Below are 26,252 nucleotides of genomic sequence, written 5' to 3'. Positions count from 1 at the left end.
CGATGAGCTGGCGTTACTGGTTGGGATATAAAAACTGCTCGGCTGTAAATGTACGCAGGTCGCCAATCTTATCTACGCTGATATCGGGAGCAAAGTTTTTAGGATGCTCTTTGGCATATTTTCCCTGTCGCACAAAAACCGTTGTGATCTTTGGACCCAGAGCCTCTTTCATATCGATCAGAATCTGTGGTTTATCATCAATCATTACATAGTGATCGGCAGGATAGGTCCTTTGAATATCTGGAATATGCTCCTGTTTATGAATATAGAGGAGCACACGTCCTTCGACAGTCTCGGCCAGTGTGCTATTCACGATCTTTTCTGCTTGAAAGTCCAGATCACCATCGGAGACAATCACTGTTTGTCCAATGGTGTTAAGGTGATGAAGGGTCTCAATCGCCTGTGGATAAAGGGCCTTAATAAAAGGAAAATTATCAAAGATCGAATGGACATGTAAATAGGTACGTTCATCTAACTGATCTTCTGGGATCTCTGCTCGTAGCCGTTTGAGTGATAAAGGAATATCGACAAGCCCGGTCTCTTCTCGCACTTCCTCATAGATCTTCCAGAAGCGTGTATTAAGCTGCTCGCCCATTTCTACTTGCAGATGATGCTGTAGAACTTTTTTAACCTCGTCATTGGCAAGCAAGGTATTGTCAACATCAATCCAGAACACGAGTGTTGGCATCTTCTCTTTCTCTCACTTCTTCTTGGTATGGTTCTCTCAAAAGAGGCTCTTTTCCTTTGTACACAGTATCACAAAAAAGCTGATTGTGCAGGGGCCTATAACTTTAGCAGTCCTGGTTGTATACTGGAAGATGCCGAAAGATGCTGAAAGATGCTGAAAATGGCACAGAAAAAAGAAGGTGGATGGAAAGTTTTTGGTATGAAGATACTATTTCGCAGCAAAGATTTTTCCAGTGTAGAGGGTTCTGGTTTTGGCTTTAATAATCGCCGTCCCATGGCGAAACCATGGGAGTACCAGGGACGAGTGCAACATCGTCAGTGGCAAGGGACCTACGAATGCTATTGGGAAGGCGCTGGGGAGACTGCCAATGGCCGTGTCCCAACGGAGCTCGTCTGGACAGTGCGTGGGGATGCACGCTTATTTGGTCTGGCCGCAGCTCTCAAGACGCTCGGGTTTGTGGTCGATGTTGAGCAAGACTGACAGTGTGTAGCTGATAGCGTGTAGCAAATGTGCAGGTTGTGTTGTAAGGAACCAACCGGATAGCTAACCTGTGTTTGGCCTGCGAGAAGTGTAACACCGCCAAAGGAACGCAGGACATCAAGGACTTTCTCAAGAAGAAACCGGATGTACTCAAGCGGATCCAGGCACAGGTGAAAGCTCCTTTAAAGGATGCTGCCGCTGTGAATGCCACAAGGTGGGCACTCTTTGAGCGCTTGAAGGCCATCGGATTGCCCGTAGAATGCGGTTCCGGCGGGCTGACGAAATATAACCGGACGCTGCGAGAACTGCCCAAAGAGCACTGGATAGATGCTTGTTGCGTGGGCACATCGACACCAGCACACCTGATCATCAAGGCAGTGAAGCCCCTCCTGGTCAAAGCGACCGGGCATGGACGGCGCAAGATGTGTGTCACGGATAGGTACGGATTTCCCAAGCAGCACAAAGAGCGCAAAGGTTCCTATCTGGGTTATCGGACCGGAGATGTCGTGAAAGCAGTGACCCCCAAAGGCACCCTTCAGGGGCGTATTGCGATCCGGTATCGTCCCAGTTTTCGTCTTGGAAAGACCGATATCCATCCCAAGTACATGCGTCGTCTCCACCGGGTGGACGGGTATGAGTACACGAAAGAAGGGAGTGCGTGATGCTCCTCCCCATGTCTGAAGTCAGGGGTACCTGCATCACGCGATTTTATGATGGACTTTGAAGTTGAATGTAAGCGCATATTGTTTTTAATGACTCCGGCTACCTATCGTTCGGGCGCTTTTCTGAACGCCGCTCAGCGCCTGGGGTTGGAGGTGGTGGTGGGGATTGATCTTCCTGAGACCTTGTCTGACTATTGGCATGTGCCGTTGGGATTAGATTTTTCACAGGTAGAGGCGTCGATCCAGACAATTATTGATTTTGCTCAGACGCACCCATTCATGGCGATTCTGTCGTTGGATGACAGCGCTTCAGAGCTGGCGGCCCGAGCGAGCGTGGCTCTGGGTCTGGCTCATAATTCTCCTCATGCCAGTGAAGCCGCACGCGATAAGCTTCTCATGCGTCGTCTGATGTCTGCTGGTGGGGCCCCATGCCCAATCTTTCGTGAGTTCTGGTTACACGCCGATCCTGTAGAGATGGCCCGGCAGGTGAGCTTCCCCTGTGTACTCAAGCCACGTCGACTCTCGGGGAGTAGAGGCGTCATACGCGCCGATACGGTCCCAGAATTTGTGTCTGCCTTCCATCGCCTGAAGCGCCTGCTGATCAATGAGGGGTACAGTGAGAACGAGACCTCGTTTCTCGTAGAAGATTTTATTCCAGGCTTTGAAGTGGCATTAGAAGGGCTGCTCACTCACGGAGAGCTTAAAGTTCTGACGCTGTTTGATAAGCCTGATCCACTGGATGGCCCCTTTTTTGAAGAGACGATCTATGTGACTCCTTCTCGTCTGTCAGGAGAGATGCAGCAAGCGATTGCGCAGTGCGTTGCTACGGCAGCACGCTCGTTGGGCTTGCGTGAGGGGCCTGTACATGCTGAGCTTCGGGTAAATGACCAGGGACCATGGATGCTCGAGATTGCTGGCCGCTCCATTGGAGGTCTCTGCTCGACTGTTCTAGAGTTTGGATCTGGCATCTGTTTAGAAGAACTCATTCTTCGTCACGCGTTAGGTGAGGATCTGGCATCAGTAGAGCGAGACGGAGGGGCAGCAGGTGTGATGATGATCCCTATTCCAAAGGCCGGTATCCTGCGTTCAGTCCATGGGATTGAGGAGGCTCAGGCTGTGCCATTTATCACGGGCATCGAGATCACAGCCAGATTGCATAATCAACTGGTGCCGTTGCCTGAGGGGGCCAGCTACCTTGGTTTTATTTTTGCACGAGGTGAGACGCCAGAGGCAGTTGAGGAAGCCATTCGCCAGGCTCACCAGCACCTGCATTTTGAGATTCGACGTGAAATTCCTCTCCTGAATCGCTCGTTGCCGGCTGTATAAGAACTTTTCATGTGCTTCCTGATGAGCTCGCTGGAGCAATGCTTGCCATTGGGGGAGGACGGTCCATTTCTAGACAGCCTCCCAACGTGGCATGACAGGTAGTATATGTGTTCTGAGCTATACTATACCTAAAACTACTAGCTTCACGTATGTAAGTAGACACAGAATGTGTAGTATGCGATACTCAGAAAAAACTAGCATTGGTTTTCTGTGGAGGTTTCGTATGTCCTCAACCTACCCTCCTTTTGGTGGTGGTACGGCACGACCCTGTCAACGGTGTGGTGCCCCCTTGCCTCCTGGCGACTTCCGTTGTGTCAACTGTGGTTTTGCTCATATGCCCCCATCGGGACCTGATCAAAGGCCCCCGTCATCGGCTGGATGGGGACCGCCATCTCAGGCGCAGGGTGCACCAAACTGGAATCCAGGGCCTGGGCCACAGGGGCCTGGCGGCCCGCCCTCGTATCAACCCTTTCCAGGAGGACCCGGTTTTGCAGCTCTGCCCGCCTCTGGGACCTCTTTTGGTTCTCAGGCACAGTTGCCTAATCAGGGATCTGGCCCTCCTCATCAGGCACCTTATGCAGGATCGAATTATCCCTCGGCACCTGATGGGGCCTCTTTTTCAGGGACGGCTTACCCTTTTGTTCCTCCACCACAGCATCGCACAGGGAATCTGGGTGGACAGGCGATGGGCAATTCATGGTCTGTGGGACCAGGACCAGGTCCTGTGGGACCTCAGATGGGTAATGCCAATCCTGGTTTTGGCTCTTCAGCCCAGTTTGCTCATTCGGTGAATGCACAGCCTGATGCTGCTATGCCTTTTCCAAATGCCAGCATTCAAGGCAGAAGCCTGTATACAGAAGCTCAGAAGAGCAGATCCAAAAGAGGGATCTTGCTTATTAGCCTGCTGGTAATTCTCCTTCTCGTGGCTGGTGGTGGCGTGGCTTATTATTTTCTAGCTCCCTCTCTCTTTTCAACAACGGCAACGCCAGTCAGTACGGGAGGCAATACCGCTCCTACTGGACCTGTCCTCTTTAGTGATAGTTTTAAAGATACAAGTAAAGGCTGGGATCTTCAGAGTGAGCAGGGAATCTATACCGTAGCGATTACCAATGGCACGCTGACATTAGAGGATGATCATAATCGTTTATTTCCCGAATATGTCCCGGGTACCAGCGACAAGCCTCTCCAAGATCTTACCATAACGGTAGATGCCATGCTCTCCAAGGGCGATCCTGGCAATGGCTATGGGGTCTATCTGCGTTCGGCTGCTGGTCAGGATGGAAATCCATCCACATATTACTGTATTGAGTTTTATGGTGATGGTACCTTTGCCGTCTTCAAGGGCACTACTGATGCCAATGGTGCTCCCACACGTGCAAAAGTTGTTGATTATTCCAGTAACCCGGCTCTTGAGAAGCAGGGGAAGATCAACCATCTGAGCATTACGGCTAAAGGAACCAATTTTACTATCAGTGCCAATGGAAAAGTTATCAAAACCTTTACTGATAGCAGCTATAAAAGTGGCGCTGTGGCCCTGTTTGTCTCAAATCTCTCGGGTCTCCAGGCGGGCGCTCAAGCGCAATTTTCAAATCTTATTATCTATGGAGCATAAGCAAAAGCTAATGCAAGAGAGGCGCGGAGGTATGCGCCTCTCTTTTTTGTGGGAATTATTCATTCTGATCTGAGAGGACCTGCCCATAGAGATCGGGGTCAACATTCCCACCGCTGACGATACAGCAGACCCGTTGACCTGCAAAGCGCTCTGGTTGCGCGATAATTGCCCCCAGGGTGAGCGCACCAGTTGGTTCGACCTTGAGATTTGCGGAGAGAAAATAGTGACGTACTGCCTGTATGATCAAGGGATCAGAGACGTCAATAATATCTTTTAGTCCATGCTGGAGGATCTCCCAATTAAGTTGCCCAAGGCTGACAGTGCGTGCCCCATCTGCCAGTGTTACGGGCTCTTCTTCATTGCGGACCAGGGTGCCACTGCGTAATGAGCGGGCGGCATCATTACCAGGAATGGGTTCAGCTCCAATAATCGTGGTGGAAGATTTGAGGTGATCACGAGCAACCACCAGTGCAGAGGCCAGTCCACCTCCTCCAACAGGCACAATCACAGTATCAAAGGGGCCCGCAGCAAGAATCTCCTGGCCTAGTGTTGAATTACCTACCACCACTCGATAGTCATCATATGCCTGTGCTTGAAAAGCCTCTGGGCGAGCTGCTAAGAGCTGTGCCACACGTTGGGCCCGGCTAATCTGATGTACATCAATTAGATCGACCTCGCCACCATGCGCCAGGACCGCTTCGATTTTGACGCGCGCCGACGTATTGGGCATGACTACGGTACAGGTCTTGCCTAAGAGTTTGCTGGAGTAAGCCACTGCCTGCCCAAAATTCCCTGAGGAGGCCGCAATGACATGGGGATGAGGAATACTAGAGAGGAGATTATAAGCGGCCCGAAATTTAAAGCTACCAGTATGCTGAAAGGTCTCACTGGCAATCGTGATCTCGCAGCCAAAGCGTTGCGAGAGAGCCGGATTAGGAAGGATGAGTGTTGGGCGAATAGATGCTGGAAGGGTGTTCCAGACATTCTCAATATAGGCAGAGTTTAATTGTGGTGCATTGATATAATTTAATGGCATCGTCTTCTCCACACAATGTTTTCAATATTTTACCACAGTTTTTGTGTTCGTCCCGCAGTCTCCGTCCTTTCATGCTTGATGGTGTCCCAACGGGGCATGCTTATGTCTCGCTTATCGCCTGAAGCCAGTTGAAGATATCTTGATCGAGTTGAGAACGGTTGGCTTCAAATTGTGTATCGTGAGCAAAGGTTGGATAACTGATCCAGGTTTTCTTCGTACTGGCTAGCTGTTGAAAGAAGCGCCGGGTCGCAAGAGGGCGGACTGCTCTATCTTGTTCGGCCTGTAACACGAGTGCGGGGAGCGTGATCTGTCTGGCCATTTTGAGTACACCAGTGCGGAGAAGAAAGATCTGAACAAGGAATGTAGCCGTCTGCGCCTGCCGCCAGAGAGGATCGGCCCGTAACATCTGTTGGGCCTCTGGATTGAGCGTCATTGTCTCGACATCCCCACCCAACTTCCAGCTGCGCCTGGATCTGAGGAGACCACCAACAAAAATGCTTACTGTCGTAGGAATAGGAATCTGGGCAGAATCTTGAATCCATGGATTGAGGAAGATGACGCCCTGGATGAGCTCTTTGTGGAGAGCTGCCACATAGGCTGCAAAGATCCCACCCATGCTATGGCCTAAAATAGACAGTTTGCCCGTGGGATGGCGCTCGCAGAGCCTCGTGAGCACAAAAGCAATATCTTCTATATAGGTTTGATGTCTATCGATATGCCCCTGGAGACCGCCCGAGCGACCAAAGCCACGATGATCCATGGTATAGACAGTAATCCCTTGTGTAGCTAATTCCTGTGCCAGATCAATATACCAGCCGCCATGGCCACCCAGACCATGGAGAATCAACAGAACATGCTCACTTTCTGCCTGCCAACTCTGTAAAAAGAGCTGACAGCCATCCCTGGTTGCAAGCAGTTCAGTATGATACCTGTTCTCCTCGAATGGAATACCCCATTCACCCTGTCTCTCTGGTTGATAGCTCATAGCAGGCCCCTTGTTCATCATGAATAACGGTATATAGGTAGCAGTGCACAATAGTATACCATACTGAAGAGATAGATCTGGTTCTCCTTTCTGGCAAGAGGCCCTTCTGACATTGGATCAGAAGGGCCTCTGAGTATTGAAACGATTGTCTGAAGGATTGCTACTCCATTATAAGCATTGGGCGTTCCGCAGCATCCTCAGCAGCTGTCGGGAGTTTTTTGAGGGCTTCAAGTGCTGGATCACGTCCAAGGGCCAGCGAGATGAAGACACAGATGGCGCAACCAATAGTAATCAGCCAGAAGGTATCATTGAGCCCCATGATCGTAACATGTTGCGTCACACAGGCCTTGATAGCATCTGCATGGGCTCCAACTGTAGCCGCACAGGTGTGAGCCAGATCTGTCGCAGACTTCGCATAAGAGGTCGCCTGTTGCGTAAGATACGTTGTGAGAACCGCAACGCCAACGGCAGAAAAGACCATACGCATCACATTGACCAGCGAGGAAGCCCGTGCCATCGCTTTATTGCTCACAGACGACAGCGCAATGGTCTGCAAGGCAGTATTGGTCAGGCCTAAGCCGAGGCCACGTACAATGAGCCAGCCCTGGAGCGCTCCTCCGGTCGTGGAGACATCCAGTCTGGTTAAGCCAAACGTTCCAGCCCCAAGAAAGATGAGCCCAACAAAGACGAGAGGGCGTGGTCCAACGCGGTTATAGAGCCGTCCACTGATCACCATCCCCACCGCTGTGGCGATTCCCTGTGCGATCAACCAGAGACCAGCTGTGAGTGGTGAAGCCCCCTGGACATTCTCAAAAAAGAATGGGAGCAGGAACAGACTTCCGAAGAGCACAGCGCTTACGACCCACATCAGAAGATTTGAGATGGCAAACGTATATTGCGCGAACAGCCGTAGATCGATAATAGGATCACTGGCGAAGAAGAGCTCGACCACCGCAAACAAGATCAAGATCAGACTGCCTGCGCCGATAAAGCCGAGCACCACTGGATCACCCCAGCCTCTGGTTCCGGCTTCAGTGACGCCATATACAAAGGTTGTGAAACCCACCATCGATAACAGAAGCCCCGCAATATCGATGCTTCTGCTGGTATGATGTTCATCCCCGGCAGCGGCTCGCTCCTGGGTGCGATTGTGGAGAAAGAAGAGCGCCAGCAGAAAAGCAATCACGCCAAGAGGAAGATTAATAGTAAAAATGGCGCTCCAATTGAACGTACTTGTGAGATACCCTCCAATGGTGGGTCCAAAGGCAGGTGCTAGAAAGATCGGTATACCCACAGTAGCTGTCACTGGTCCCCGTTCAGTTGGTCCAAAGAGACGATAAATGAGCGTAAATGCGGTCGGCATCATCGCGCCGCCGCCCAGGCCCTGAATGACGCGGAAAATGATAAGCCATTCTTCCGTTGGAGCGAAGACACAGAGGGCAGAACCCAGTGTGAAAAGCCCTAATGCTGACAGATAGACCACTTTCGTTCCCAGGCGATCGCTCAAGTAGCCAACAATAGGAATCACTGCCGCTTGAGAGAGAAAATAGCCCGTGGAAACCCAGGTAATAGTATCGAAGGTTGAGTGAAATGCTTTCTGGATCTGTGGCAGAGCGACACTGACAATGGTATTGTCCAGCACCGCCATAAACAATCCGATCACCAGGATGATGGTTGCCTGCCAACGATAGTTCAGTTGCATGTATTGCCTCCTTCGGGAGCCATAACACCATGAAGCACCAGCAAGACAATCTGTTCGCGTGCCTGGAGCAGCGCTTCGGGTGAGGAGAAATCTCGTTCGGGAAAATTGATCTGATAGCGTGGAATAGAGAGGACATGGAAGATACACATATTGAGTATATGGGCGACTAGCAGAACAGGATCGAACTCTGCCCGGATCACATTGAGTGCACGAGCCTCTTCTAAGAACTGGCTGACTTTGACAAATTTGTTCCGAAAACAGTGAGGCCCCTCAGCCTGGGGAAGAAGTTTAAAGGTACTCCAGCCTTCGACCATCTCCCAGGCCAGGATATGGACCAGGCGGGGATGGTTCGCTTGATAGTCGAAGTATTGGCGAATCACCGTTGCCAGGAAGATGCGAAACTGTTCGGCATTGATCGTTCCACCATTCTCCAGTTTATCGTTCATAATCTGGATTAAATCATCTTCAAGCTGTTCCTTGCACCTTTGCACCACCGCTTTGTAAAGTCCCAGCTTATCTCCAAAGTATTGGAAAATGAGGCTCTTATTATAACCCGAGGCCTCTGCGACTGCATCAACGCGAGCCGCTCCAAAGCCATCTCGTGCAAAAATCTCTTCTGCAGCAGCCTTGATGGCCGCTTTTGCTACCTGTGAATCGCGTTCACGTCTGTGCTTCTGTACCATTCAAACACTATCCTCTTCCTTACTAACTAACCAGATAGTTAGATAATACGGCATTGAGTCCTCTTTGTCAAGATCTAACTAACTGGTTAGTTTGTGTTGTGGCGAGAAGTTCTTTGTGAGAAGAGGGCTTATAGAGACAAAGTTTGTGAGATTCTTGCTCTTATGTTCGTAATCAACTATGCTTGCTTTAAAGCATAGTGCAGAGCTGTTTCTGGTTAGAAACAGCTGTCTATAAAATATAGAAAAGAGTAGTAGAGAAAAAAGTGTCAGAGAAAATAGTGCAAGCTTGTCTTGAAAAGAAGGAGAATCAAAACTTGCAGCCATCCTCTCAGTCCATTGGCGTTTCCGATCAACGCAATTACCCAATTTATCTCATGGGTGATGTTCACGGTCAGTTACAGATCCTCATTTCTTTGTTGCAAAAGGCATACTTGATTGATGAACAGGCTCATTGGATTGGTGAGCAGAGTCATCTCTGGTTTCTTGGAGATCTTGTGGATCGTGGACCCGATAGTATTGGTGTATTGGATCTGGTGATGCGTTTGCAGCGAGAAGCCCAACTTGTTGGCGGGGCTGTTGAGAGCCTTTTAGGGAATCACGAGGTCTTATTGCTGGGTGCGTCAAAGTTTGGGAAACGGTTATTGGGTGGTGGAAATCATTTTCTGACGAGATGGCGGCGGAATGGAGGAAAAAAAGAGGATCTTGGCAAACTTACTCCCGCTCATCTCACATGGATTGAATCTCTACCAGCGATAGCGCGCGTCGAGCATGCACTATTGATCCACGCCGATTCCAGTTTCTATACCCGTTATGGGACTTCAATTGCCGAGGTAAACACCACCCTCTATAATCTCTTGCAGCATAAGGATCTGCTGGCCTGGGAAGATCTCTGGGAGCATTTCGCCTCACGGGGCGTGTTTAGCCATCAGCTGGGTGGCGATGAGTATGTTGAGCGTTTTCTCAGTATTTTTGGGGGTGAGCAGATCATTCATGGCCACACACCAATTCATCTGATGGTCGGTGGAAACGTCAAAAGTGTTACGCAGCCCTATAGCTATGCGCAGGGACGCTGCCTGAATCTCGATGGTGGAATCTTTTTAGGGGGGCCGGGTTTTCTTCATCAAATCACCGCTCCTGCAGAGGCTGCCAGGAAGAGTGAAAATTTACCGCTTTAGCTATTGACAAAGCACAAAACAGTTTGTATTATCTAATGTAGATGAGAGAATACGTTTGTTGAATACTTTTGTAAGGAAAGGAAAGGGAACTATGAAACCACATTATTATGCAACAGGCACCTATCCAACAGCCCCCTTTTCCTGGGCATCTTAGGAATGCTGCGAAAGCCTTTCCAAGTATTCGATCACACCGCCGACATTGGTCTGCATGCATATGGAGCCACCCTTCCTGAATTGTTTCTTCATGCCGCCGAAGGGATGGAGAGCCTGCTGGTTGATCCAGAGCAGGTGCAAGTAGTGACCAGTCGCGAGATCTCCGTCGAGGGCCATGATCATCTGTCTCTACTCATCGCATGGCTCAACGAACTGATCTTCCTGTTTGACACAGAATACCTCCTCTTTCGCACATTTGAGATCAAAGCATTGAGCGCAACGAGCTTACAAGGTCGAGCCTCTGGTGAGATGTATGATCAGCATCGGCATGATCTGAGTAGCGCCATTAAAGCGGTGACCTGGCACGAAGCAGCTATTACAGAGATTGATTCTGAAGGCTATCAAGCCCGTATCATTTTCGATCTGTAAGCTTTCATCCATACCTATCCTTTGCCCCACTGCATGTCAGATACAGCAGAACATCAACCATTGTCTCTGTTTGCTGTACTCATCTAGCTGCATGCTGACCATTTGATGATACAGGGGATCACGCAATGCTCTCTTGCAATTGAGTACGTAATCCTCTTGCAAGAACACAAACAGGTAGTAAAATTGGTGTCCTCAAGCTATGAGGAACTATGAGATAGAGAGAGTCTATATGGGCGAGAAAATCCCATTGGAGCGCATTGATGCCAATCGCTGGCGTATTCCAATGCGCTATAACGACGACATGCATGTTCCGGGTATGATCTATGCTGACGATGAATTGATTGAATCGATAGTGAATGACAATGCTTTACAGCAGGTAGTCAATGTTGCAACGTTGCCTGGAATTGTGGGGCACTCATTGGGGATGCCAGACATCCATTGGGGGTATGGTTTTCCCGTCGGGGGAGTGGCTGCAACTGATGCTGAGACAGGCGTCATCTCTCCGGGGGGAATCGGGTTTGACATTAACTGTGGCGTGCGTTTGCTGGCGACAGATCTGCTGTATGATCAGGTGAAAGGGAAAGTCTCGGAACTGGCAGATCAATTGTACAACACTCTCCCATCAGGTGTTGGTACTGATGGAATGCGGATTCTCAGTGCGGACGAGATGAGAGATGTCATGGTGCACGGTGCACAGTGGGCCGTTGACGCTGGTTATGGTCTGGCTGAGGACCTGGAGGTTACCGAGGAGAATGGCTGTCTGGAAGGAGCAGATCCCAGTACAGTAAGCAAGCATGCTTTGGAGCGAGGGCGCAAGCAGTTGGGAAGTCTTGGTTCAGGGAACCACTTCTGCGAGGTGCAAGTTGTTGATCATATCTATGATCAAGAAGTTGCGAATGTGTTAGGAATCGGCAGAAAAGGCCAGGTTGTGACAACTCTCCATTGCGGTTCGCGAGGAATCGGACACCAGGTGGCCGAAGAATTTATAAACTTGGCTGAGTCAAAACAAAAAGAATATGGTTTTGAGTTAGTTGATAAGCAATTAGCTTGTTTACCAATTAATTCAGTTGATGGGCAGGCCTATCTAGGAGCCATGAGGTGTGCGGCGAACTTTGCCTGGGCCAATCGTCAACTATTGATGCATGGGGTGCGACAGTCGTTTGCCAATATCTTTGGGCGCAAGGCGCGGCCAAAGGATCTGCCACTGGTTTATGATGTCTGCCATAATATTGCCAAGATGGAGGAGTACGAGGTTGACGGTCAGCTCAGAAAGCTCTGCGTGCATCGGAAGGGAGCGACGCGTTCGTTTCCAGCAGGGCACCCAGCTATCCCGGAGAAGTATCGCGCTGTTGGGCAGCCAGTGCTGATTCCCGGTGATATGGGCCGTTACTCGTTTATGCTGGTCGGTGATCATGGTTCTATGGAGCAGACCTTCGGTTCGTGCTGTCACGGTGCTGGCCGTCGGTTGAGCCGGACCGCGGCCAAGAAAGCCATTGGCAACAAAGAGCTACTGGAACTGCTGGAGAAGCGCGGCATTACGGTGCGCGTGCATAGTAAGAATCTTTTGAGTGAAGAGAGTCCGCAGGCCTATAAAGACGCCCAGCAAGTTGTCAACGTTGTTCACAATGCAGGTCTGGCGAAACTGGTGGTCAGGTTGAAGCCAGTCGTGGTGGTTAAGGGATAGTTGCTGTAAGAAGAGGGAGGATTGAATGTATTATTATTCAATCCTTGCTTGTCATCTGTCCTTCTAGAAGAAATGTAAGAAGCGAAAGTAGTTTTAAAGGCTTTTAAACTACAATCCTCGCATGAATTCGTGTCGAGCCATGTGCAACTTCTCTTGGAAGGACAGAGAAACAGATGCTTCTGGTAAAAGAATATTCGTTCTTTTGCTTTTCAAGATTACTAGAATTTTGATGCCAAAAATTTATTTCAAGTATTTTACGTTATGAATAGCTGATAGTTGTATATAGTTATTGGCTATTGAACTGTAAAAGAAAGGTAAATTTTACATGAATATTAGTTTCAAACGAAGAGCAACGGTATCTCTTCTCATGCTTTCTATTGCTTTTCTAGCTTTTTCCTTTGTGGTCAAAAATTTAGCTTTTTTAATGTATGCTGGTGCGTTTCTATTAATGATTTTGCAGCTGCAATTTATTTAAAAAGTAATTTTTTTAATAAAAAAATACTCTTGTATATAGGATCATTTTTAGTTTTTTTAATTTGCTTTATAGGAATGTACTACGTTTTGAATTTATTTCACAAATAGGAATGTAGATGTTAATGTAGTAATAAAACATAAAAAGCAGGAGGGACTTCGGATCAATCTCTAGGTAGGGAAAATTGTGTAAACTTTATTATACGGAAAAAGTGAGTGAAATTTGATAAAGCGAGCTGGTACTTTCTATATTGGGAAAGTGCCAGCTCGCTTTATCAATATTTTAATTATACGAATATGAGCTTAGCCAAACTGTTTCCTGAGGAAACTTCAAAGCGCTATTATGCTCTATTGTGTAGAGGAAATCCACACATAAACTCATCAGCCAGAGCTTCCTACGAAAAATGTCTTCCAATAGAGAACACAGGCGATATCGCATACGCCAGAGCTAATGAGTGCGCCATGCACCTGGAGTTTTGCCGGTGATTTTCTTCAGATGACGGCTAAGATGACTGGCAGAATCATAGCCGCAGAGACGGGCAATCGTTTCTAATGTCAGATCTGATGTCTGCAATAGTTCACACGCATGCCGGGCGCGTAGACGCTGTAAGAACACGATTGGTGCGCACCCACGCGCCTGTACGACATGTTTCCGTAGTGTTGCAGATGAAATGCCCAGGGCTGAAGCGATTTCACCAATCGTCAGCGGGTGATGGTAGCGTTCCTGCATATAGCGTTCCGCTTCGGCTGCTAACTTCTCTGATATACTCAGGGGTGGTGCAGATGCGGTCCGTTGGAGAAGCAGATCGAGTTGCTGGAGTAATAAGGACAGGAGATCTGAGCGATCAGCGTGATGAGAATGCCATTCCCGTACCAGCCAGCGGCAAAGATGTGTCAGCGTCTGTTCTGCATCATCCATACATACGCGTGGCCAGGGTTGATTGGTCGGTGCATTGATGCCTAAATAATAGTTGGAATACGCTGTGTGTGCGTATTCCGCGTGTGCAATTCCTGGTGGGGTAAGCACTAACATCCCTGGAACGACATCATAGTTGTCTGGACCAAGCACGACTTGAATGGTACCGGATCGATAGCAGACGATCTCCCATTCGGTATGGCTATGCAATGGAAAGTCCTGGCCCTGCGCTGCTTCATATGGGCCAGCATTAACCAGTTGAAGTTCCATCTCGCTCCTCTCTTTCCCCCATAACCTGTCCGTACTTTGATCGTTCCCTTTCGAGCCATGCTTTTATGCAAAGAAGGGAGCGTTTTGTGCATTGTCACACGATGAATTTCTCCGGTAATATTACCTTCAGCAGCTACCAAAAAGCAAGCCGATGAGATCGGCTCACTTTTTTTTATGCAATATATTGATAGTGGATGGGAGAAAAAATATGTTAGAACAGAGACAGGTGGCAAACATTAACGAGGCATTGGCGGAACTGGGCGTTACCTCTGATACGTTGAGCCAGGAAGAAAAACGACAGTTAGACGAGCAAGGGTATCTTCTTTTTCCAGAGCTTATCGATGGGGTCTTGCTGGAGCAATTGCGCGCGAAATACGAAGAATTGATGGAGAAAGAGGGGCAATCGGCAGGGCTTGAAGTCCATCAAGAGCAGGGGACGCGCCGCCTCTCTGATCTCGTCAATAAAGGCGAGATCTTTGATTATGTATATACGCATCCTCGCGTGTTGGCGGCAATTTTTCACATCATTGGCGGTGAATTCAAGCTCTCTTCGCTTAATGCGCGCGATGCTATTCCAGGCGAGGGTCATCAGGTACTCCATGCTGATTGGGGTCATCTAGCAGCCGATGAGCCTTTTCATGTGGCTAATTCGCTCTGGATGGTAGATGACTTTACCAGAGATAATGGAGCGACACGTGTCGTACCAGGCACGCACCATCTCCGTCAGACCCCTCAAGAAGCCTTAGCAGATCCAGCAGCAGCACACCCTGAGCAAGTGCTGGCAATCGCCCCTGCAGGGACGGTCCTGGTCTTCAATTCTCATCTATGGCATGGTGGAACCAGAAATACGACCCAGAAGACCCGGCGCGCCCTGCATTCCTACTACGTTGCCCGTGATTTTCCGCAGCAATTAGATCAGAGTCAGTACATACGCCTGAAAACATACCGGCGCATCTCTCCGGCTGCTAGATATCTTCTTGACGTTGACTAAGATGAGTCAACGCCTTAAGGCCGAGCCCAACACATAACCCGATGAGAAGGCCAATGAAAAAGCTCTTTCCTGTTAAACGCTTGCTCGCTTTGTAGGAATATATGCCGCTTGCTTGATAGGCTTCATCCAGGAGTTGCACGGGATGGACAACCTCGATCGAAACGCCGCGCTGGCGTACGCCCATCGCGATCTGCATCATACAGCCCGGATTGGAGGCGGCAATGACGCTTGCTCCACTGGCAATGACATGGTCCATCTTTCTTTCCAGCAGCTGTTGAGCCATCTTCTGATTGGTGAGATTATAAATACCTGCACTGCCACAACACCAATCAGACTCTTTGAGTTCGACGAGCTGGAGGCCCGGAATGGTTTGTAGGAGTTGGCGGGGTGGCTGCTTGATTTTCTGCCCATGGAGTAGATGGCAGGCATCGTGATATGCAACTGTCTGTTTGAGCTCTCCTGGCTGTTTCTGTAGTGGGATGCTCATCAGAAATTCACTGATATCTTTGACTTTCGCACTAAATATTTTTGCGCGTTCAGCGTAGTCTGGATCATCGCGTAAGAGGTGATCATATTCTTTGAGGGTCGAGCCACAGCCAGCCGAATTGATGATAATCGCATCACAGTCGTACTGCTCAAATAGAGCAATATTGTGTCTGGCCAGTTCTCGACCCTTATCCGCTTCTCCTGCATGAATATGGAGGGCCCCACAGCAGCCCTGTTGCTGTGGGGTAATAACCTCACAGCCATTGGTGCTCAGAACGCGGATTGTTGCTTCGTTGATATCATGAAAGACTTGATCCATGATGCAGCCGCTGATCATGCCGACGCGATAGCGCTGTACCCCCAGGGCTGGTGTGCGCTCTGGTAGGGGCCTGGGAATGATCTCTCCCTGTACATTGGCCATCAGTGCTTCGGGAGTGCTGAGCTTCCCTTTAAAAGGGGTTGGAAGGCTATCGGCAAAACGGAGCAAGCCTGTCCGATGAACAAGCATCTGGAGCCCACTGCGCTGGTAGATTTTTAGGCCTCCAAAGATCAAGGTAAGCATCAGCCGCGAAGGAAGCATAATCTCAAAGAAGAAGCGCCGGAGCAATGTCAGCGGTAGCGGATTTCGGTTTAAGGAGGGTGTAAGAGCAGTTGAGCTCTGCTCCAATGCAGATGGAGGTGCGGCCTCTTGAGGGACCTCTAACTGAATCTGTTCGCGTGCCGCCTCAATGAGCTTGCCAAATTGAACCCCAGAGGGGCAGGCCGTCTCACAGGCCCGACAGCCAACGCAACAATTCATATGTTCAATAAAATTGGTATCGACCGCGAGCTTTCCATCGGCGACTGCCTTCATCTGGTAGATGCGCCCGCGAGGCGAGTCCATCTCTACTCCCAATACCGCATAGGTGGGACAGGTGGGCAGACAAAAACCACAATGAATGCATTGGCGCAGGAGATCATACGTGTGCGTATGGCGTCGCAATGGTCCCTGGATAGGTGGTTGAATGTGCAATGCGTCTGTGCGAGATGAGATGGACTCTGTACTCATAGCCTTCCTCCGCTTATTTTTTTCGGCTGCGTATAGGCTGCGCCGCCACAACCGTTACTTCCTGTCGATTATGGAATAGCTGTTTCGTCTGTATAATACCATAACTGGTACTCAGAATACGTAGTGCCTCTTTGAGGTTGCGCAAAGGATCAACGACCAGTGTCTCATGAGGGAGCTTGAAGACGCTGACAATAAAGCCATCATCATGGAGACAGAGGACGGCTCGGCAGAGTAGACGGGCAGCTTCACGAGCATCCATGCGCATATCATTCACAATCGCATCAAAGAGAACCTGTCGTTCGATGGCCTCTTCAATAAAATCTTCGGCGTAGCCACGATAGTGTTGTAGTGCCTCATCTTGTTCGAGGCGAGGGTCTAATCTGGCGGGGTCAACGGCATAGACCTCCAGACCAGCCTCTAGAAGCAGACGGCTCCATCCTCCAGGAGCTGCGCCCAGATCCAGGATGCGTCCCTCATCGGGGAGCGTAATGCCAAAGACCTCGAGCGCTTCAAGTAGTTTGAATTCAGCCCGGCTGACCTGATCATCAGTCTGAGCATAATGCCGGGCGCCTCCAGGCCAACTGCTCAGGTTCTCTTCTGGCGTCGAGATGCCGAGATAACATTTCTGCATAGTGCAGAGGAGCGAGATAATAACCTCTGGCTTTTTGATATATTCAATGGCTTCCGTCTCTTCGGCCAGTGCCTCAGCCAGCGCTCGATTTAACTGGCCGGTGCTAAAGGGGCGCTCTCCCAGACTTCTGTCGGACTGGACAAAGCGCGCTTGAACGGCAAAGCGCGTCCCTTTGCTTAAGAGTGAAAAGCCCGGCAATTCAGCCAGAGCAATAGCGATCGTTCCCAGATCTTGTTCAGTATTGGCGAGCTGTACAATATCTTGAGCCGGTGCAAGATGGCGTACAAAAGTTGGTCGCTGATTTGCCACTCTCCGCATAAATTGTTGACTATTTGAGACGGAGTAGAGCGTAATGCCATCAGCCATCTCTTCCACAAAACGAATCTGGCTATCAATCTGTTGAAGCTCTTGTAGAGCTGACTTTGCAAATTCAGGGTGGACGGTAGCGATAATCAGGTTATCTGTGTTCAATTTCTTCTCAATCTTCCTACGAAGCATCCTCTTCTTATGGGTCTGTCTGGATTTTCTCTCATTGTACTATGTTTAGAGGATTCCTGCACTACCGAACACCGTGGTGAGAGCTTCCTTTCGCTGTTTAGAGGATTCCTGCACCGCCCAGCACTGTAGTGAGAGCCACATTAGCTGAGGATGCGCTCAGGCAAGTAATCTCGATGGACTGCTGCCAGGGCCTCGTAGAGCTTCTCAGCCTTACTGTACGAGTGGACAAGCGGATTTGCTGTCAGTGCTTTGATGGCACTTTTGCGGTCCCCCCAGAGGGCGGCCCGGGCGGCAGCCCCTTCATAATCAGCCAGGGCAGTAATCAGGCCGCGTTGATCCATGGCCAGCCCACCATCGCTCTGTGTAAGCGGCGTTGCCCCACGGGCATCCACACGACAGGGAATCTCAACCACATGTTCATCATCTAGAAAATTGACCGCACCATGGTTTGGCACATTGAGGACCCACTCATTGCCCAGATCATCAAGAATGGATTGAATGACCGAAAGCGCAAAATTGGCGAGCCCATTATCATTGACGAGTTTGAGCAGTTGTGGAACCTCTTTGTGAACCTCTGACTTATAATGAGTAGCGGCTTCATTGAAGAGCTTTAAGAGATCTTCTGATGGTGTCGTTGCCCGTCTGGCCTGAAAATCCAGCACGATTTCAGGAAAATAATAATAGTGGAGATCGTAAGAAGGGATTGCACCGTAGTTGGTAGCCAGGAGTGCATGCATGAGCTGCTGATAATTATCGGCGGTCATCTCACGTTTCTGTGCAATAATGCGTTCGCTCCACTTCAAGATTTGTGGAAGAATATCTGTCCCATTGTGCCAGAGTGCCGTTGTCCAGGTGGCATGATTAACTCCAATCGTGCGGGGATATAATTGAAGTTCTTCATCAGTTGCCAGACCAGCCTCATACGACATCAGCGTCGTTTCGTGGATGAAATTACGGCTCAGTCCAATGACCCGAATGCCACTATATTGTGCAATGGCCTCAATGATAATGTTACTGGGAGTCGTATAGTTCAGTACAAAAGCTTTAGGCGCTAGCTTTTCAACTTCGGCGGCAATCCCGGCCAGCACAGGGACCGTACGTAATGCATAGAAGAACCCGCCAGGGCCAATCGCATCATGGCCAATGACGCCATAGCGTGGGGGAATCTTTTCATCCTGTATGCTAGCGTTAAGACCCCCTGTGCGAAAAGTGATCAAGACAAAGCTGGCATCAGAGAGGGCTTCCTCAAGATTGGTGGTTCGTTTCAAGGTAATATTGATGCCAGCATGTTTGAAGAGATGGGAGCTAATCGTATAGACCAGTTCAAGTCGTTCTGCATTGATATCCATCAGGATGATCTCACTGCCGCGCAGAGCCTCTGGATTCCGGAGCACTCCGCTCAGAAAATCAGCGCAGTAAGGGCTGCCTCCACCAAGAATCGCAATTTTAGCGAAGTGCTTCTGCTTCTTTTTTGTCGTCTCTGTCTCTAACATCATAAGTGCTTTCATCAGAATGAAATAATAGTGTAGTTGTCTGCCTACTAACTATACACTATTGAAAACGTTTTAGCTGCGATGAAAGCGTCGCCATAGCCAGACCCCACCAACCAGGAAAGGAATAACGAGAAGCGTCAAAAGCAAGCGGAATGGCATCGTCCCGTTGTCAGCAGAAATGCTCTGCCTGGTCAGATCAGGAGAGTGTTGTATTACTGGAGGTGGAAGATTGGTTGTCTGGTGAGGAAACTGCATCGAGCCCCAGTCTGTTGTTGGTAGAGCAGTAGTGGTGGGCTCTGGCCTCGTTTTGAGTTCGCCCCCCTGACTTGCGGACGTATCTCTGGGCAAAGGTGTTTTGAGGACAGGCGTTGGATGAATGTTTTTTTGTCGCGCATGGGTGGGTGTGTTCTGGACCGTTGCTTGAATAAGAGGTGGTGTATTGCTGCTATCGATAGTTGGTTGGCTAGTTGTTTGCCAGGTTGTGCTACCGTCGGGGATGCGGGCATAGGACGTTTCTGCGGGAAGATCTGGCAGCGTTACTTGATCAATAACTATTCCTGTCATGAGAAGGCGGAGAGTAGAGGTTGTTGCTGGCAGATAATGTGGGAGGAACATAACCATAAAGCCATGGGCAGAGATGGCCGAAGAGAATGGGAGATAAAAGGTTTCGGTCTCTGGACCTTCATCGAGAGCAGCGTGTGCTCCATAGAGATCAAGGGCCTGATCGTGAGGATTATAGAGTTCAATCCATTGATTTGAAGGGGCGGACGTATCTGGATTGCATGTCCACATCGCCTGAGATTTAAGCATCACCTCATTGAGTACAACCGAGCCAGCAGTGAGAGATGGGGAAACAAGAGGAGCTTGAACAGGAGGTGGAATAGCGGGGGCACAACTTGTTGGATCGCGGCTCGAAGCGCGAGAGATGGCCACACTCAGACTCAAGAAAGCCAGGAAGATAGTGCAGAACACAACCAGAACCCGCATCTTACCACCTCTTCAATTATCTTCAATATACCCACCCGAGTGAGTATGACCATGCGCTTGTGCTTATTTCATCTTTTGGAAAGAACACATTCCTGTTTTATTGGGAAAGGTATTTGAAAGGCACCTCTCGGCGTTCGGGAAACTTCTCATTGAAGGCCCGGCGTACGATCTCGATGCTACTCTCACCAAGCGTAAAAGCGATAACGGAGCCAATAATGATGCCGCAGATACCGCCAATAGCAATTCCCTCGAGGAACATGCGGTTCCGAAAAAATGTCATCGTCGTCACCTTTTCTAATAATTATTGTAGGTATACAACCGTCTTTGCTTCATTCCACAGGCGTTCAAGTCGATAGTATTCGCGTTCTTTTGGGCCAAAAACATGGACAATAATGCTACCAAAGTCCAGTAGCAGCCATCCTGAATCGGCATTCCCTTCTCGGCGAAGGGGTGGACTCCCCTGTTCATCTAAGTCTTCGGCGATGGCATCAGCGATAGCCTGGATTTGACGGTTGCTATTGCCGCTACAGATGACAAAGTAATCAGCGATTACTGTGACATCTCTAATATCGAGCAAAAGAATGTCGGATGCCTTTTTATCGGCTGCACTATCGACTGCTGCTTTTGCTAATTGAGCTGTATCTAGCAGAACTCCCTCCACGAATGCTCCCTGTATTGACACATCACTTCATGAAAGTGAAGGCGATGTGTATGATAAATGTATCAGACAATCCGTTCTAATTGTTGTCTTCGCATTATAACATGATCAGACCAGTCTTTGGTACCCTCTTTTAGCGAGGAAAAAGAGAATCTGAGCAGTATCTGCAAGACCCTCTGGGACGAAATATCTGTGGCTGCGCCAGCCAATGAAAAACATTTTTGAGGAGCGCGACCAGAACCTCACTTTTTTGACGAGCACGCCTGATGCTTTGTGTGCAGTGTAGCACAATTGATTAGTACGGGCAAGTCTCTACCGATGAGTGGCGGACCCACTTCTCATGATAGATCTTGCGTGCTTTCCGGCTGCGGTAGGATCAACTGATCCTGACGGGTCATGCCTTTTTGAGAGAGGATTGTGAGGCACTCCTCAGCGGAGCGGCCCGTGAGAGGATCGACAAGCCCGGGCTCAATCTCTACGAGAGGGGCAAGGACAAAGGCTCGTTCCCACATTCGTGGGTGAGGAATAATGAGCTGTTCCGTCGTCATACTGAGATCGCCATAAAGCAGAATATCGATATCGATCAGTCTGGGGGCATTCCGGAAAGTTGGTATGCGCCCAAGCTCCGTTTCTATCAGCTTAAGGGCCTTGAGGAGCTCAAGAGGAGGGAGCTCTGTCATACCACGGCAGGCGAGATTGAGAAATCGCGGCTGGTCCAGATAGCCCACGGGATCAGTTTCATAGACTGCGGAGATTGCGTCGATTGCTACTGTCTGCTGTATTCGTAAGAGCGCCTGAGTGAGAAGCGCTTTTCGATCGCCTTGATTGGAGCCCAGGGCCAGATAGACTATCTGGCCCTGTGTTGTATTGGTGGGGGTAGGTGATGGCTGAGTGCTCATATTTCCTCCTTGATCATCGTGATCGCCGTTTGCGTGAATGCCGCAAGCCCCTTCGCTTTTCGCAAGAGTATGTTGCCAGACTATTTGCGAAAGACGGCCACCTGACTGAAGAGTGCCTGCGTACTGCTTTCATTATCTTCTCCTACCAGGAGTCCAAGCAAACCAGCTCGATAAGTACTATCGGTAAAGGATGAGACAATGAGCTGTTTGTTTACATAGAACCGAAATGTTGAGTTAGTGGTAACGACCAGCAATGTATTGATAACTCCATATCCTGTGTTGAGCGCTGATGAGCTTGTCCAATCAATGAGGGTTAGCCATAGGCTGGGATCATTGCCGAGGGCGCGTTGAAAGCGATACTGGCCCAGGCTATTGAGCTCCAACACATAAAAAGCCTTTGTATGAGGATCGAGCCGAAAAACAAGCCCACAGAAGTTTCCCTGGAGTAGCTCGGCCTGGGCCGTGATCGCCACATCGAAGAAACTGGCCTGATTACTATAACACCAGGCAACAGAGTGCGGGAGATACGTGCGGACTTGATAGCCCATGGAAGAGAATGCACACTGTTTGCCATCGTTGATCCAACCGCCACCGCTTGTCTGCATATCATCATAGTAGAGAAGCGGGCCTGTGCTGACAGCCGAGGTAATGCCAGCAGTGGCCTGGACACGTGCCTCAGCGGCCATCGTTGCCTGTAATGCATTGTGCGCAATCGACGTCTCTGTCACCTTTGTATGGAGATCTGGTGTGCGTGGCTTGCTGGTCGACTTTGGGATGGACGTGGTATGGTGGAACAAGAAAACGCCCAGAGACGCCCCAATGAGGAGAAAGACGAAGCCCAGCAAGATCAATGTGCGTGGGTGTGACCAGGATCGCTTTTTATAATCAGCAGTAGCCCGGGGAATAAAGCTTGTATCATAGCCAACAGGGAACAGTGGCGTCTTGCCTGGTAGCTCATCGAATGCAGACGCGATTGTTGCAACCATGCCGGGCAGCGTGTCAACATCATGAATGGTTGGTCGTTCCTGTTCGTTGGCCGGGCGAGAAGCGATGCCTAGATGAGAGACCAGCTCCTGATGTAATGCTTTGCGATAGGCCTGTGCAAAAGAGCGTGCATCTTGATAGCGATCTTCAGGACGCTTCGCAAGCGCTTTGAGCATCACATCTTCAATTGCCTGAGGAATCTCAGCATTGAGTTGTCTGGGTGAGAGTGGTGGACTTTGCAGATGTTTGAGCATGACCGCCACGGGCGTATCGGCCATAAAAGGGACGCGACCCGTTAAAAGTTGATAGAGGATAATACCGAGAGCATAAATATCGCTGCGATGATCATTGATGCCATCCGATTGTTCAGGGGCCATATATTCGGGCGTGCCTACCAGAGCCCCGGAATGGACCAGCGATTCAGCATCCATTTTGGCCTTTGCCAGGCCAAAATCTGCCAGATAGGCATGACCATCAGGTCGTAGAAGAATATTTGATGGTTTCACATCGCGGTGGATAACGCCATGGTCATGTGCATATTGAAGGGCCGAGGCGATCTGTTCTAAAAAGCTCCCAGCCTCTTCCAACGTGAGACGTTCGCGTTTAAAGAGATGGTCGCGGAGTGTTCCACCTTCTACATAGGGCATAACGAGATAATACCAGGGTCGTTGTTCACCAAAATCATAGAGAGGAAGAATATTTTCGTGCGAAAGCGCCCCGATTGCCAGCGCTTCGCGCTCAAAGCGACGGACAAATGGCTCATCGCTCCCATATAATACCTTCACCGCCACCCATCGTCTGACGCGGCGATCATAGCCAAGATAGACTTCAGACATGCCCCCCTGGGCTACACGGCATCGTAGTTCATACCGTCCTAGTTTTGAACCTTCTATCCCCTTCATCACTCCTACCTCACCACATTCCTGTGCAGGATCTAGGACCTGCTGCATATTCAAGAGGGCTCTTCTCCATCTGAGCAGTATCAGACAACGAGCCTCTTCCTCGCTTTACTATATCCCTTAAAGCCTTCTTTTCTCTTGTTCGTGTTACTTTTGGGGCGTTGCGTCTGTGTCTAAAAGGATGGAGAGGGCCTGACCCTCTCCTCATTGTGTTGTTTGCAGAATGCTAGCGGGCTAGCCAGTAGCGTTCCAGACGGATGGTTTCAACCGGGCGAATACTCTGGCTGTATGAATCGATCGCCTTCAAGAGTGCTTCTCGATTGCCAAAGTTGGCAACGATCTGTGACCCATACATTTCAGCGGCCTCCTGGCGGGCTGAGAGGAGTTCAGAGATCTCAACCAGCGTGGGCTCAAATGCGTTGCCGAGCTCTTTAAGGCGAGCTTCACGGGCACCTTGCAGGGTCACATAAGGGAAATCCTCATAAAAGTAGACCTTTGCTCCATCCTGCACCAGGCGATCGGAGGCTGAGCTGACAATCTGGTGGTCAACATGGCGGCCAATTCCCAGTGGTGCATACCAGACGGCATCTGGTAGACGTTGACGCAGGCTGAGAAGCGTATTGGCCAGATCCTGGTCGATTGCCTGGTCACCGGGATGAACCTCGCCGCCGATGAGGGCATCGCGATTGGTATAGTAGGGATTATTGGCAGGAGTTCCCCGATAGAGGGCATCCTTATAATCGAGCCAGAGATAATCGCATTGCAGATAATCCAGCGCAGCGGCATCTTCTTTGCGCCGTGTTTCAATCAATGCATCAGGACCCTCGGCGATGGCTGCACCATTGCTAATGTGAACCTGTTCGGCAAACGGGCTGAGTTTTAGATCGTTGCCAGGTTTGCCCCCAAAAATAGTTACGACCAGAGGACGAAGTCCGGAGCTTACCTGTACCCCGAGCGTCCCACCACAGGCATAGACGGCATCATCGTAGTGGGGAGAGAGAAAGATATGTCTATGTCTGGTCTCAATATCATTAATGCTTGCTAATTGCATTATTTTGTTCCTCCAATGCATGCTGAGAAAAGCCCTGTCTATTCTAGCACGCCTACCAGTTATTTAGACAGGTCAGGGCAATTTGACTCCATCCTCGTTCGCATCGAGTAGACCATCCTTAACCAGGCCCGTCACAATTTTCTGAAGCCAATCCTCCTGTGCTGAACTAAAATCAGCTTTGATAAGTGGCCCCAATGTAGAAAGTGGAAGACGCTCTTCTGGTGGAAGAGAACGGAGCAGATCCACGATCCGTCCACGAAAATAGCGATTGCTACTGGTAAAAGGCTGTGCCTGATAGCGCGGTTTTTTCTCGGCGACTTTGCGCAATTGCCGCAGGACTGCACCCGAAGGGAAAAGACTGTGTTGACTCATCTCTGCATAGGCAATACACTCTGTCTGGAGAGGGCAGTTCATGCACAGTGGATTATTGCTTGTACAGACAGTTGCGCCAAGATCCATCAATGCCTGATTCCAGGGATAGGCCTCTCCCGGAGGAAGAACCTGCTCTGCAAGCGTAAGCATTTGAGCATCGTTGACCTTTGGTTCAGGGTGTTCAAGCCCCAGGAACAGACGATGCAAGACGCGACGAATATTGGTATCGACCGTTGCGACCTGTTTGCGATAGGCAAAGCAGGCAACAGCGCCAGCGGTATAGCGACCAATTCCTTTCAAGGTTAACAGTTCATCAATTGTGTCAGGAATGCGACCTGCATAGCGGCTTATAACCTGTTGGGCAATTGACTGTAAGCTGACGGCTCGCCGATTATAGCCCAGCGGAACCCAGACTGAGATCACATCAGCAGTAGGTGCAGCGGCCAGTGCTTCAAGCGTAGGAAAGGCCGTCAGAAACTGCTGATATTTCGGTAACACCCGATCAACCTGTGTCTGTTGAAGCATAATCTCAGACACCAGAACAGCATAAGGATCGCTCGTCGTACGCCAGGGAAGATCCCTCTGTTTTTGTGCATACCATTGAAGCAGGCCGGTATTAACGCGAGAGATGTGCTCGGGCGCAAGAGAAGGAACGGGCGAGGATAGTGTCTGTTTAGCCATACAACCTCAAGCTTTTCCGACGCGCGTCGGAGTAGCCACAGGTTTAGCATTCTCGATTGGGCTATCTTGCCCCTCTTGCCGATTGCGCGGAGTCAACATAAAGATCGTTTTTCCGCCTTCTTGCCAGCAAGTTGCATCAGGAGCTGGCAGGTTTTCGCAGAGGACCCAGTCATTTGCGTCCCTGATAACATGGCCTTTCACGCATTTGGCGTAGGAAATGTTCGCATTTAAATCGGGATCTCCCGGTTTAACGTCAGGAGAAGCAATCTTTGGAATAAAAAATCTACACCACGGCACGGTTA

24 protein-coding genes and 1 pseudogene are annotated in these 26,252 nt (G+C 49.7%); 8 read left to right on the top strand and 17 right to left on the bottom strand.

Annotated elements, in window-relative coordinates; translation table 11 throughout:
• Positions 1–13: 13 nt before the first annotated feature.
• Positions 14–688 (bottom strand): HAD family hydrolase, encoded by a 675-nt coding sequence (locus EL628_RS14320; RefSeq protein ID WP_126580615.1) that lies wholly within the window; start codon positions 686–688, stop codon positions 14–16.
• Positions 689–886: 198 nt separating this feature from the next.
• On the opposite strand from EL628_RS14320, the gene EL628_RS14315 reads away from it, so the two are divergent.
• From EL628_RS14315 to EL628_RS14300, 4 genes and pseudogenes are all read left to right on the top strand, one after another.
• Entirely contained in the window at positions 887–1,168 is a 282-nt protein-coding gene (locus tag EL628_RS14315) for a hypothetical protein (protein ID WP_126580614.1), read from the top strand.
• Between the two features lie 47 nt (positions 1,169–1,215).
• Positions 1,216–1,849 (top strand): annotated as a pseudogene (locus tag EL628_RS14310) (RNA-guided endonuclease IscB); the annotation flags it as partial.
• A gap of 71 nt (positions 1,850–1,920) precedes the next feature.
• On the top strand, positions 1,921–3,156 hold the full coding sequence (locus tag EL628_RS14305; RefSeq protein ID WP_245994244.1) for an ATP-grasp domain-containing protein: 1,236 nt from the start codon (positions 1,921–1,923) through the stop codon (positions 3,154–3,156).
• A gap of 223 nt (positions 3,157–3,379) precedes the next feature.
• On the top strand, positions 3,380–4,768 hold the full coding sequence (locus EL628_RS14300) for a 3-keto-alpha-glucoside-1,2-lyase-like domain-containing protein (protein ID WP_161975510.1): 1,389 nt from the start codon (positions 3,380–3,382) through the stop codon (positions 4,766–4,768).
• A 55-nt stretch (positions 4,769–4,823) separates the two neighbouring features.
• On the opposite strand, the gene EL628_RS14295 is transcribed toward EL628_RS14300, so the two are convergent.
• From EL628_RS14295 to EL628_RS14280, 4 genes are all read right to left on the bottom strand, one after another.
• Positions 4,824–5,804 (bottom strand): threonine ammonia-lyase, encoded by a 981-nt coding sequence (locus tag EL628_RS14295; protein WP_126580611.1) that lies wholly within the window; start codon positions 5,802–5,804, stop codon positions 4,824–4,826.
• Between the two features lie 100 nt (positions 5,805–5,904).
• Entirely contained in the window at positions 5,905–6,789 is an 885-nt protein-coding gene (locus EL628_RS14290) for an alpha/beta fold hydrolase (RefSeq protein ID WP_161975509.1), read from the bottom strand.
• A gap of 160 nt (positions 6,790–6,949) precedes the next feature.
• The gene (locus EL628_RS14285; RefSeq protein WP_126580609.1) at positions 6,950–8,491 is read right to left on the bottom strand and encodes a DHA2 family efflux MFS transporter permease subunit; all 1,542 of its coding nucleotides are present in this window, start codon (positions 8,489–8,491) and stop codon (positions 6,950–6,952) included.
• Positions 8,482–9,174: a TetR/AcrR family transcriptional regulator gene (locus EL628_RS14280; RefSeq protein ID WP_126580608.1), complete on the bottom strand. Its 693-nt coding sequence runs from the start codon at positions 9,172–9,174 to the stop codon at positions 8,482–8,484. Before EL628_RS14280 ends, EL628_RS14285 begins: the two co-directional genes overlap by 10 nt.
• 314 nt (positions 9,175–9,488) lie before the next feature.
• On the opposite strand from EL628_RS14280, the gene EL628_RS14275 reads away from it, so the two are divergent.
• The 3 genes from EL628_RS14275 to EL628_RS14265 all read left to right on the top strand — a co-directional run bounded on the left by EL628_RS14275 (position 9,489) and on the right by EL628_RS14265 (position 12,615).
• Positions 9,489–10,349 carry a metallophosphoesterase gene (locus tag EL628_RS14275; RefSeq protein WP_126580607.1) on the top strand — a complete coding sequence of 287 codons (861 nt, stop codon included), beginning with the start codon at positions 9,489–9,491 and terminating at the stop codon, positions 10,347–10,349.
• 156 nt (positions 10,350–10,505) lie between these two features.
• A complete protein-coding gene (locus EL628_RS14270; RefSeq protein WP_126580606.1) occupies positions 10,506–10,931 on the top strand; it encodes an archease in 426 nt (141 codons plus the stop codon).
• A 229-nt stretch (positions 10,932–11,160) separates the two neighbouring features.
• Positions 11,161–12,615 carry an RtcB family protein gene (locus tag EL628_RS14265; RefSeq protein WP_126580605.1) on the top strand — a complete coding sequence of 485 codons (1,455 nt, stop codon included), beginning with the start codon at positions 11,161–11,163 and terminating at the stop codon, positions 12,613–12,615.
• A gap of 919 nt (positions 12,616–13,534) precedes the next feature.
• Here EL628_RS14265 and EL628_RS14260 read toward each other — a convergent pair.
• Complete coding sequence (locus EL628_RS14260; RefSeq protein ID WP_126580604.1) at positions 13,535–14,272, bottom strand: helix-turn-helix domain-containing protein; 738 nt, start codon at positions 14,270–14,272, stop codon at positions 13,535–13,537.
• Positions 14,273–14,480: 208 nt separating this feature from the next.
• On the opposite strand from EL628_RS14260, the gene EL628_RS14255 reads away from it, so the two are divergent.
• Positions 14,481–15,263, top strand: a complete 783-nt coding sequence (locus EL628_RS14255; RefSeq protein ID WP_126580603.1) for a phytanoyl-CoA dioxygenase family protein — start codon at positions 14,481–14,483, stop codon at positions 15,261–15,263.
• On the opposite strand, the gene EL628_RS14250 is transcribed toward EL628_RS14255, so the two are convergent.
• The 11 genes from EL628_RS14250 to EL628_RS14200 form a co-directional block, all read right to left on the bottom strand.
• Positions 15,238–16,797, bottom strand: coding sequence for a (Fe-S)-binding protein (locus EL628_RS14250; RefSeq protein ID WP_126580602.1), 1,560 nt, complete (start codon positions 16,795–16,797; stop codon positions 15,238–15,240). The two genes, EL628_RS14255 and EL628_RS14250, sit on opposite strands and share 26 nt — an antisense overlap.
• Positions 16,798–16,810: 13 nt before the next feature.
• Positions 16,811–17,899 carry an SAM-dependent methyltransferase gene (locus EL628_RS14245; RefSeq protein ID WP_161975508.1) on the bottom strand — a complete coding sequence of 363 codons (1,089 nt, stop codon included), beginning with the start codon at positions 17,897–17,899 and terminating at the stop codon, positions 16,811–16,813.
• A gap of 167 nt (positions 17,900–18,066) precedes the next feature.
• The gene (locus tag EL628_RS14240; protein ID WP_161975507.1) at positions 18,067–19,422 is read right to left on the bottom strand and encodes a family 4 glycosyl hydrolase; all 1,356 of its coding nucleotides are present in this window, start codon (positions 19,420–19,422) and stop codon (positions 18,067–18,069) included.
• A 69-nt stretch (positions 19,423–19,491) separates the two neighbouring features.
• Positions 19,492–20,406 carry a lamin tail domain-containing protein gene (locus tag EL628_RS14235; RefSeq protein ID WP_126580599.1) on the bottom strand — a complete coding sequence of 305 codons (915 nt, stop codon included), beginning with the start codon at positions 20,404–20,406 and terminating at the stop codon, positions 19,492–19,494.
• 97 nt (positions 20,407–20,503) lie between these two features.
• Positions 20,504–20,686, bottom strand: a complete 183-nt coding sequence (locus EL628_RS14230; protein WP_126580598.1) for a hypothetical protein — start codon at positions 20,684–20,686, stop codon at positions 20,504–20,506.
• A gap of 21 nt (positions 20,687–20,707) precedes the next feature.
• On the bottom strand, positions 20,708–21,067 hold the full coding sequence (gene rsfS / locus EL628_RS14225) for a ribosome silencing factor (protein WP_245994095.1): 360 nt from the start codon (positions 21,065–21,067) through the stop codon (positions 20,708–20,710).
• A 335-nt stretch (positions 21,068–21,402) separates the two neighbouring features.
• Positions 21,403–21,963: a 2-amino-4-hydroxy-6-hydroxymethyldihydropteridine diphosphokinase gene (gene folK / locus EL628_RS14220; protein WP_126580596.1), complete on the bottom strand. Its 561-nt coding sequence runs from the start codon at positions 21,961–21,963 to the stop codon at positions 21,403–21,405.
• An 80-nt stretch (positions 21,964–22,043) separates the two neighbouring features.
• Positions 22,044–23,897: a protein kinase domain-containing protein gene (locus EL628_RS14215; RefSeq protein WP_126580595.1), complete on the bottom strand. Its 1,854-nt coding sequence runs from the start codon at positions 23,895–23,897 to the stop codon at positions 22,044–22,046.
• A 175-nt stretch (positions 23,898–24,072) separates the two neighbouring features.
• Entirely contained in the window at positions 24,073–24,897 is an 825-nt protein-coding gene (locus EL628_RS14210; RefSeq protein WP_161975506.1) for a PIG-L deacetylase family protein, read from the bottom strand.
• Positions 24,898–24,969: 72 nt separating this feature from the next.
• Positions 24,970–25,950, bottom strand: coding sequence for an A/G-specific adenine glycosylase (locus EL628_RS14205; RefSeq protein ID WP_126580593.1), 981 nt, complete (start codon positions 25,948–25,950; stop codon positions 24,970–24,972).
• A 6-nt stretch (positions 25,951–25,956) separates the two neighbouring features.
• Positions 25,957–26,247, bottom strand: coding sequence for a hypothetical protein (locus tag EL628_RS14200; protein WP_126580592.1), 291 nt, complete (start codon positions 26,245–26,247; stop codon positions 25,957–25,959).
• Positions 26,248–26,252 lie beyond the last annotated feature (5 nt).

The sequence above is a fragment of the Tengunoibacter tsumagoiensis genome (assembly GCF_003967535.1).
In the GTDB taxonomy this organism is placed as follows: Bacteria; Chloroflexota; Ktedonobacteria; order Ktedonobacterales; family Ktedonobacteraceae; genus Tengunoibacter; species Tengunoibacter tsumagoiensis.
This window is presented reverse-complemented; position numbering and strand designations above follow the sequence as displayed.

Bases quoted from the DNA above. Each gene is read 5' to 3' on its own strand.
- EL628_RS14320 (WP_126580615.1), bottom strand. From the start codon at position 688: ATGCCAACACTCGTGTTCTGGATTGATGTTGACAATACCTTGCTTGCC.
- EL628_RS14315 (WP_126580614.1), top strand. From the start codon at position 887: ATGAAGATACTATTTCGCAGCAAAGATTTTTCCAGTGTAGAGGGTTCT.
- EL628_RS14305 (WP_245994244.1), top strand. From the start codon at position 1,921: ATGACTCCGGCTACCTATCGTTCGGGCGCTTTTCTGAACGCCGCTCAG.
- EL628_RS14300 (WP_161975510.1), top strand. From the start codon at position 3,380: ATGTCCTCAACCTACCCTCCTTTTGGTGGTGGTACGGCACGACCCTGT.
- EL628_RS14295 (WP_126580611.1), bottom strand. From the start codon at position 5,804: ATGCCATTAAATTATATCAATGCACCACAATTAAACTCTGCCTATATT.
- EL628_RS14290 (WP_161975509.1), bottom strand. From the start codon at position 6,789: ATGAGCTATCAACCAGAGAGACAGGGTGAATGGGGTATTCCATTCGAG.
- EL628_RS14285 (WP_126580609.1), bottom strand. From the start codon at position 8,491: ATGCAACTGAACTATCGTTGGCAGGCAACCATCATCCTGGTGATCGGA.
- EL628_RS14280 (WP_126580608.1), bottom strand. From the start codon at position 9,174: ATGGTACAGAAGCACAGACGTGAACGCGATTCACAGGTAGCAAAAGCG.
- EL628_RS14270 (WP_126580606.1), top strand. From the start codon at position 10,506: ATGCTGCGAAAGCCTTTCCAAGTATTCGATCACACCGCCGACATTGGT.
- EL628_RS14265 (WP_126580605.1), top strand. From the start codon at position 11,161: ATGGGCGAGAAAATCCCATTGGAGCGCATTGATGCCAATCGCTGGCGT.
- EL628_RS14260 (WP_126580604.1), bottom strand. From the start codon at position 14,272: ATGGAACTTCAACTGGTTAATGCTGGCCCATATGAAGCAGCGCAGGGC.
- EL628_RS14255 (WP_126580603.1), top strand. From the start codon at position 14,481: ATGTTAGAACAGAGACAGGTGGCAAACATTAACGAGGCATTGGCGGAA.
- EL628_RS14250 (WP_126580602.1), bottom strand. From the start codon at position 16,797: ATGAGTACAGAGTCCATCTCATCTCGCACAGACGCATTGCACATTCAA.
- EL628_RS14240 (WP_161975507.1), bottom strand. From the start codon at position 19,422: ATGATGTTAGAGACAGAGACGACAAAAAAGAAGCAGAAGCACTTCGCT.
- EL628_RS14235 (WP_126580599.1), bottom strand. From the start codon at position 20,406: ATGCGGGTTCTGGTTGTGTTCTGCACTATCTTCCTGGCTTTCTTGAGT.
- EL628_RS14230 (WP_126580598.1), bottom strand. From the start codon at position 20,686: ATGACATTTTTTCGGAACCGCATGTTCCTCGAGGGAATTGCTATTGGC.
- folK (WP_126580596.1), bottom strand. From the start codon at position 21,963: ATGAGCACTCAGCCATCACCTACCCCCACCAATACAACACAGGGCCAG.
- EL628_RS14215 (WP_126580595.1), bottom strand. From the start codon at position 23,897: ATGCAGCAGGTCCTAGATCCTGCACAGGAATGTGGTGAGGTAGGAGTG.
- EL628_RS14210 (WP_161975506.1), bottom strand. From the start codon at position 24,897: ATGCAATTAGCAAGCATTAATGATATTGAGACCAGACATAGACATATC.
- EL628_RS14205 (WP_126580593.1), bottom strand. From the start codon at position 25,950: ATGGCTAAACAGACACTATCCTCGCCCGTTCCTTCTCTTGCGCCCGAG.